General features: G+C 37.1%; 6 protein-coding genes and 1 pseudogene. 5 read left to right on the forward strand and 2 right to left on the reverse strand.

From position 1 onward, the window contains the following. The 4 genes from AB7E53_RS13715 to AB7E53_RS13730 all read left to right on the forward strand — a co-directional run. On the forward strand, positions 1-180 hold a 180-nt coding region (locus AB7E53_RS13715; protein ID WP_446776297.1), incomplete at its 5' end, for a hypothetical protein. A gap of 29 nt (positions 181-209) precedes the next feature. Beyond that, a complete protein-coding gene (locus AB7E53_RS13720) occupies positions 210-1,415 on the forward strand; it encodes a hypothetical protein (RefSeq protein ID WP_446776298.1) in 1,206 nt (401 codons plus the stop codon). A gap of 263 nt (positions 1,416-1,678) precedes the next feature. Next, positions 1,679-3,067 carry a C10 family peptidase gene (locus AB7E53_RS13725; RefSeq protein ID WP_068187175.1) on the forward strand — a complete coding sequence of 463 codons (1,389 nt, stop codon included), beginning with the start codon at positions 1,679-1,681 and terminating at the stop codon, positions 3,065-3,067. Position 3,068: 1 nt separating this feature from the next. Beyond that, positions 3,069-3,626, forward strand: a complete 558-nt coding sequence (locus tag AB7E53_RS13730; protein ID WP_068187173.1) for a hypothetical protein — start codon at positions 3,069-3,071, stop codon at positions 3,624-3,626. A gap of 38 nt (positions 3,627-3,664) precedes the next feature. Here AB7E53_RS13730 and AB7E53_RS13735 read toward each other — a convergent pair. Beyond that, a pseudogene (locus AB7E53_RS13735) lies at positions 3,665-4,504 on the reverse strand (PDDEXK nuclease domain-containing protein); the annotation flags it as partial. 412 nt (positions 4,505-4,916) lie between these two features. Between AB7E53_RS13735 and AB7E53_RS13740 the strand changes: the two are divergent. After that, positions 4,917-5,657, forward strand: coding sequence for a protein-L-isoaspartate(D-aspartate) O-methyltransferase (locus AB7E53_RS13740; RefSeq protein WP_446776300.1), 741 nt, complete (start codon positions 4,917-4,919; stop codon positions 5,655-5,657). Positions 5,658-5,706: 49 nt separating this feature from the next. Here the strand turns inward: AB7E53_RS13740 and AB7E53_RS13745 are convergent, their stop codons facing one another. Continuing rightward, positions 5,707-5,838: a hypothetical protein gene (locus tag AB7E53_RS13745; protein WP_262497024.1), complete on the reverse strand. Its 132-nt coding sequence runs from the start codon at positions 5,836-5,838 to the stop codon at positions 5,707-5,709. Positions 5,839-6,080 lie beyond the last annotated feature (242 nt).

Raw genomic sequence — 6,080 nt, forward strand, 5'->3', positions numbered from 1 at the left:
CCGAAGACTTCCTTCAGATTACACCTCGCGATGAACACCCTTGTCGTTGGCTGGACGCTTCCCGCTGTTAGGGCGCGTTGGGGACTTACACCCGTTAGAATACGTTCGTGCTGGGCGAACAATAGAAAGCCTGTAAATGAAACATTTACAGGCTTTTCTTTTTTCAACCACCAGGTTTGATTTACAGATAAAAACTCAACTCAGATTCTATGAAAAAGGTCACTTTATTATTGATTTACCTCTTGCTGACAAGCCTATCTTACGGAAATTCAAGACCCCATCCCGATAAGATGTATGTAAAACGCTTAGGCGATACAATTTACATCGGCACAAAGTTCGATGAAAAATCCGATCTGCTAATTTGTTTCAGGAAATGCCTCAACAATAACCTGATGGGCTTCTATCAGGTAGGTATAGCAGCAAATACAACCGACAGCCCACTTACAGATGTAAGCAGAAATCCCGATAAGGTAATCAATCTTGCCTATAGCGACAACATAGGTCCGATCAGTATAGAAGGTAACTTCTGCGGGGCCAATCATTGCTACAAAGAAGATTATACCAAAAAGATCAAAACGGCCACATGCGATTGGTTCACTTTTACAGCAGACGGAAAACCATTGGATAATAATCGGCTGATTGCTTGCAACGAAGTACAAATAAACGTCGTAAATACCATCTACAATCCGCTTTTACCCACGTATGGTGCAGATGGGACGACTGTTATTTCGCTCAACTCGGTTTTATGTCTGGAAAAGGTGGAGTATAGAGTAGCAGGAGGAAGTATCTCTGTAAATACGGAGCACACATATGCTCAGAGGGACCCCGTAAAGGTCACAACTTATTATGGCATGCAGTCCATGGCGAAAGGAGACGAAATATACTTTCCGGGAGGAAGCACGGCCGATTTTGTTAAAAAACAGGCAGGCATCAACAACCCTAAATCCACCTATCCCGAATTAAGCTCATGGATTCAGCGAGACTGCGCCGGAAGCTGGTATGAAGCCTGTTGGATGAATCCATCTTATGAACTGGGGAAAAGAGCGTTGATAACCGAAGACGACAACATGGCCTTTACCAGTGGCACTAAAGTATACCACCGGTTGATAAACGGTCAGGTAGCAAAAGAAGGCACAATCAATAAGTGGAGCGGTTGTTATACCTGGTTTACTCCTCTCATCGATAATGACCGGCTGTTGTGCTACGAAATGACATATAATGGCGGCAACTACCTTTTCATTCAGACCAAAAAAGCTGTGAGCACCGTGGTTGACTTACCTGCCGGGTACACTAACCACGTCTACTCTGTATGGCACACCGACAAAACACAGTCAGCAACCACACATTCCGGCAAAGCCCCGATAAAACTAGTATCCAAAGGCCCCGGCACAACTATCTTGAAAATAGAGAATTAATCAGTAGCAGATATGAAAACTGCCCTTCTTCTTTGACAGAAGATCAAGCTCTTAATAATTGAATACAAAATTACTCCATCTTTCGTTTCTCATATAACATGGAGTAAATATTCAGAATATGATAGTTTATTACTTCCTTTTTAACAAACAAACACTCTATTAATGATTATTAACCATATCATATGTTTATTATTAATCAACATAGGCAAATAAGTGTATTAATTGTTTATGTTTGCAATTATTAATTTAAAAACCCAACTCAAATGAAAAACCTCCTTTTACTATTAACCATGTTATTCTTAATTTCATGTACTGAGAATGAAGATTTATTTAATAAACAAAATAGAGTTTCTACGTCAGAATATTTCGACAAAAGACTAATAAGCAGAAGTACATCAAACATATCAAAGAATGATGCAGAAAATATTGCAAACATTTTTTTTTCTCCATCTATCACTAAGGCTCAACCATCAAATATTTCTATAAAAGAAGTTATTTGTATTAAGGATAAGGAAGATGAACCTGCTTTTTATATTTTAAACTATTTATCAAACAATGGATTTATAATTGTAAGTGCTACAAAAAACTATCCACCCATTTTAGCATACTCAAGCTCAGATAATATAAGTCTAAAAACAAATACTGCTGCAAGATTAATGATTGATGAGTATATAGGAAATATAGAAAGTATAAACTCAGGAACAATTGATAGTTTGAGAAATAAATATGCTATTGAGTGGTCTATATTTGAAGAAAAAGACCCCATTACAAAATCGGCAACACAATTAGCTCTTTCAGTAAATTACAATAAAGATGAGGAAAAAATAAAATGGCAACAACAAGGCTACGAATGCCATGACATATCTGCTATAAATTATTTTCTTACTCCAGAGGAAGCTCAAAAATTTATTCAAGATATTTGTTCTCATTCAGATCCCAATGTAAATTGTATGGATGCCTCCATTCTTCTTATAAAAAGATCAAATAGCAAATACGGACCTCTAATAAATACAAACTGGAATCAATCAGCACTACCCTTTAATATTGATGCATCAAACGGACATGCAGGTTGTGGCCCGATTGCGGCAGCACAAATTATGAAATTTCATCAATGGCCAAATACTTACAATTGGACTCAAATAGGCCTTAATCCATCTTCAGATAACTCATCAGCACAAAAAATGATTACTGATGTAAGAAATGCTTGCGATGCAAAATATAACGATGAAGGAACATCTACAACAATAAGTAATGTAAGTAGTGCTCTTGATAAAAATTTCAATTATTCAACTAGTATATACAACTACTATGGATTTTCAGAACGATTAAAGACTGCGAGAGAAATCCAAGCAAATAGACCTGTATTTATGAGAGGTACAAATATTTCTTCAAATGAAGGGCATGCTTGGGTGTGTGAAGGTTATGAAGAGAATATAACACTTTATGCCGCTGTTTATATATCAAATGAATTTGGCTTGGGAGAATATGAATATTATTCTGGCGTAAGAAAAACAAATAGTGAATATTTCTACATGAATTGGGGATGGGGAGCTGGTGCAGGGAATGGTTGGTTCTACTCAGATATGGTTTCTCCCAATAGTTACAACTTCAGTAAAGACAGAAAAGTATTAACAATTAACCCACGTAAATAACATGAAAAATTTAATTGCAATTTTAGCACTCTTATTGCTTGTTAGCTGTGATAAAATGAGTGATGGTAATTTTCCACCTCCATTACAAGTTCTTCAGGAAAGTATTTATATTAATAGATCTGGAACAAATATAATAGACAGCGTGGCATTTAGTGACATAGATCCTTTCCCTCATGGAAACGAAAAAAGCATTAGAGTAGTATCTAAAACAGAATATGAACTTATAGTTTATTTCGATGAAAAACAAGTCCCTTCATCAGAATGGCTTATCGAACATATTGTAATTAAAGAAGATAAGGATGGAAAAAGATACATTGTATTCAAAAATTCCTTAGAGTGGGGCTGTGATGTATATCAGAAAAAAGCAGAAAATCACAGTATTACATACGAATTAAAGTGTAAAACAATTTTTGGAGATGACAAGTTCCACCAAATTGTTTATAAGTTTATACGTGAAAACCGTAACATTCACAGAGAGAAACTTTTAATTGACGGTAAAAGTGGAGAAATTGTAAGTCAAAATAATTACGAATCTGTATCCATATTAACTATGCCATAGATCTCATTAGTACTTACGGGGTGTAAATTAAACGGTACAAGGTACATATTCAGTTTGGAGGCATATTCATGGTGGAATTTATCAATCTTTAATTCTACAATGACATGGCATTTTAAGATGCGATGATAGAAAACAAGGTCGGCAAAGAAATAATCTTCGTCTATCAATATACGTTTTTGCCGGGCTTCAAAGCAGAAGCCATGTCCCATTTCTAACAGGAGATGTTGCAGGTTATCGAGAATGGATTGTTCCAAATCGTTTTCTGTCAATAATGCACGTTCATTCAGTTCTAAAAACTCCAAGGTAACAGGGGTGTTGATAACGTCTTTAGGCTGTAATAAGGTCGCTTGCTGTTGTACTAAAGCGGAGAGGGCTTCTTTATTTTTGGATAGTCCGCTACGCTCGTAGTATAAAGAAGCTATTTGTCGTTCCAGCTCCTTTACCGACCAACAGCCACGAATAGTTTCCATTTCATAGAAAGCACGTTTTACCGGATTTTCAATTCCCGACATGGTATTTAAATGGGTAGAAGATAATTTGTTGAATAATCTATCAGCCGGAATCATCCATGTTTAGGTTTGTGGGTGTTCTGTTGATAGTTTCCAAACATCATTTTTAGATTCTTCGGTTGATGACTGCCGAATTGGTTCAGTGAATTCGGCGGTCAATGAATGCCGAATTTGAATTTGAGAGGTAATGTATTGTACAATAGGCTCTTTTAGTTGTGGATAAACAAGATACAATAGCCTAAATTCACGGAATCTACGCTCATTCAATCCTTTAGTTTTCAGTCGTTGTTCCAGTTTCTTCAATAACTGTTCACCGTATGCTGCACGCTCTTCTCCGTTTTGCTCAAACTCTACAATATAAAACCCCATAAGCCAGTTACGGGAAGTCAGGGCTAAATTGACAGCGTGGGCAGCTTAATTTACATCCCCTTTGTCGGCTTTCAACAAAAAGTTTGCAAAAAAATCCTTCACATCCTTCACTTTAAGCGTTAATAAATTGATTTATAAGTCTTAACGATTTTAAAAAGTATAAATATCCTTCACTTTTACATCCAATTTTACTAAAACCAGACGATATATTCATCCGATACTATGCAAATGCGGATCGTTATCCATAACCTTATAACAAAAACGAAGATACTTATTTTCAGTAAAATCCTTTCTATTATACTTCTCATAAACTTTTGTCTCTTGAAATGAGGCTAATAAAATCGTAATAGCAACACTATTGAGTCTGTTTTGGACTCATTTGGAGGGCATTTACACTTATTATTTCCTTTAAATGAGCGATATTGCTTTCTCAATTGTTCTAAAGGAAACATACCGGATGAAAACGGACAAGATTCCGGTACCGGGTACTGTTTTTGAGAATAATTTGAAAGAAAGGCTTATGAATAGCTCGTTGGAAGATTTGGAAAGACAGCGTATGGTAAGAGAACAGCTGGAATGCAGGGGGATACGCAGCAGAATGGTTCTGGACGCATTGGCTAAAGTGCCAAGGCATCTGTTTGTTCCTGCGGATATCCGCCATCTGGCCTATACGGATCACGCCTTGCTTACCTATTGCGGACAGACCATCTCGCAACCATTTATTGTTGCAAAGATGACAGAGATGCTTTCCCTCGAACCCAACCACCGAGTACTGGAAATCGGTACTGGCACAGGGTATCAGACGGCTATACTTGCCGCACTGGCCGGCGAGGTTTATACAATGGAACGCATCAAAGAACTTCACGACCTAGCCCGCGAGAACTTAAGTCCGTTTCATTATTCAAACATTCATTATCTGTATGGAAATGGCTACAACGGTTACCCCGATGCCGCTCCATATCATGCCATTATCGTAACAGCCGCCCCGCCATCCATTCCGCAAAGCCTTATCGACCAGCTTGCTCCGGGTGGACAAATGGTAATTCCGGTTGGCACAGACTTCCAGATTCTGTATCTGGTTACTAAAGATGCCGACGGACTGGTTCATGAAATCCCCGTCTTCAGTGTAGTATTCGTTCCTATGGTAAAATAATACATTCAAAACAATAAGTACAAATCCATTTTAATCCTAAACAAATACTTTATTCCTCTTTTTTCCTGTATTCTTTAATGGCAAAGCGGATTAATGAACGAAGAGCCAGATACACTGCTCCAAGTATAATCAAGAAGGTAAACAAAGGGATAAAAATCATAGCAACACTAATATTACCCATGTTTTTCTTTTTTAAGGTTAATAAAATAATACAAAATCCCGGTTCCGTTTACGGGTCAGCTGCAAATATACAATAAATTATTTAAGAACCTTCTGATAAAGAATATATTTTACAAATCACTAGTGTCCACTAAAAAAAATTAAGACTTAATTGTCCATCATTAATCACATCAGCAGGCTCTTTTATAAAGAGGTCCTTAATTGGAGTCTTATCCAGGAGCGATGCACTCAATATTCTCAACA

Origin of the sequence: Macellibacteroides sp. (assembly GCF_050251695.1) — a bacterium.
GTDB lineage: Bacteria > Bacteroidota > Bacteroidia > Bacteroidales > Tannerellaceae > Macellibacteroides > Macellibacteroides fermentans.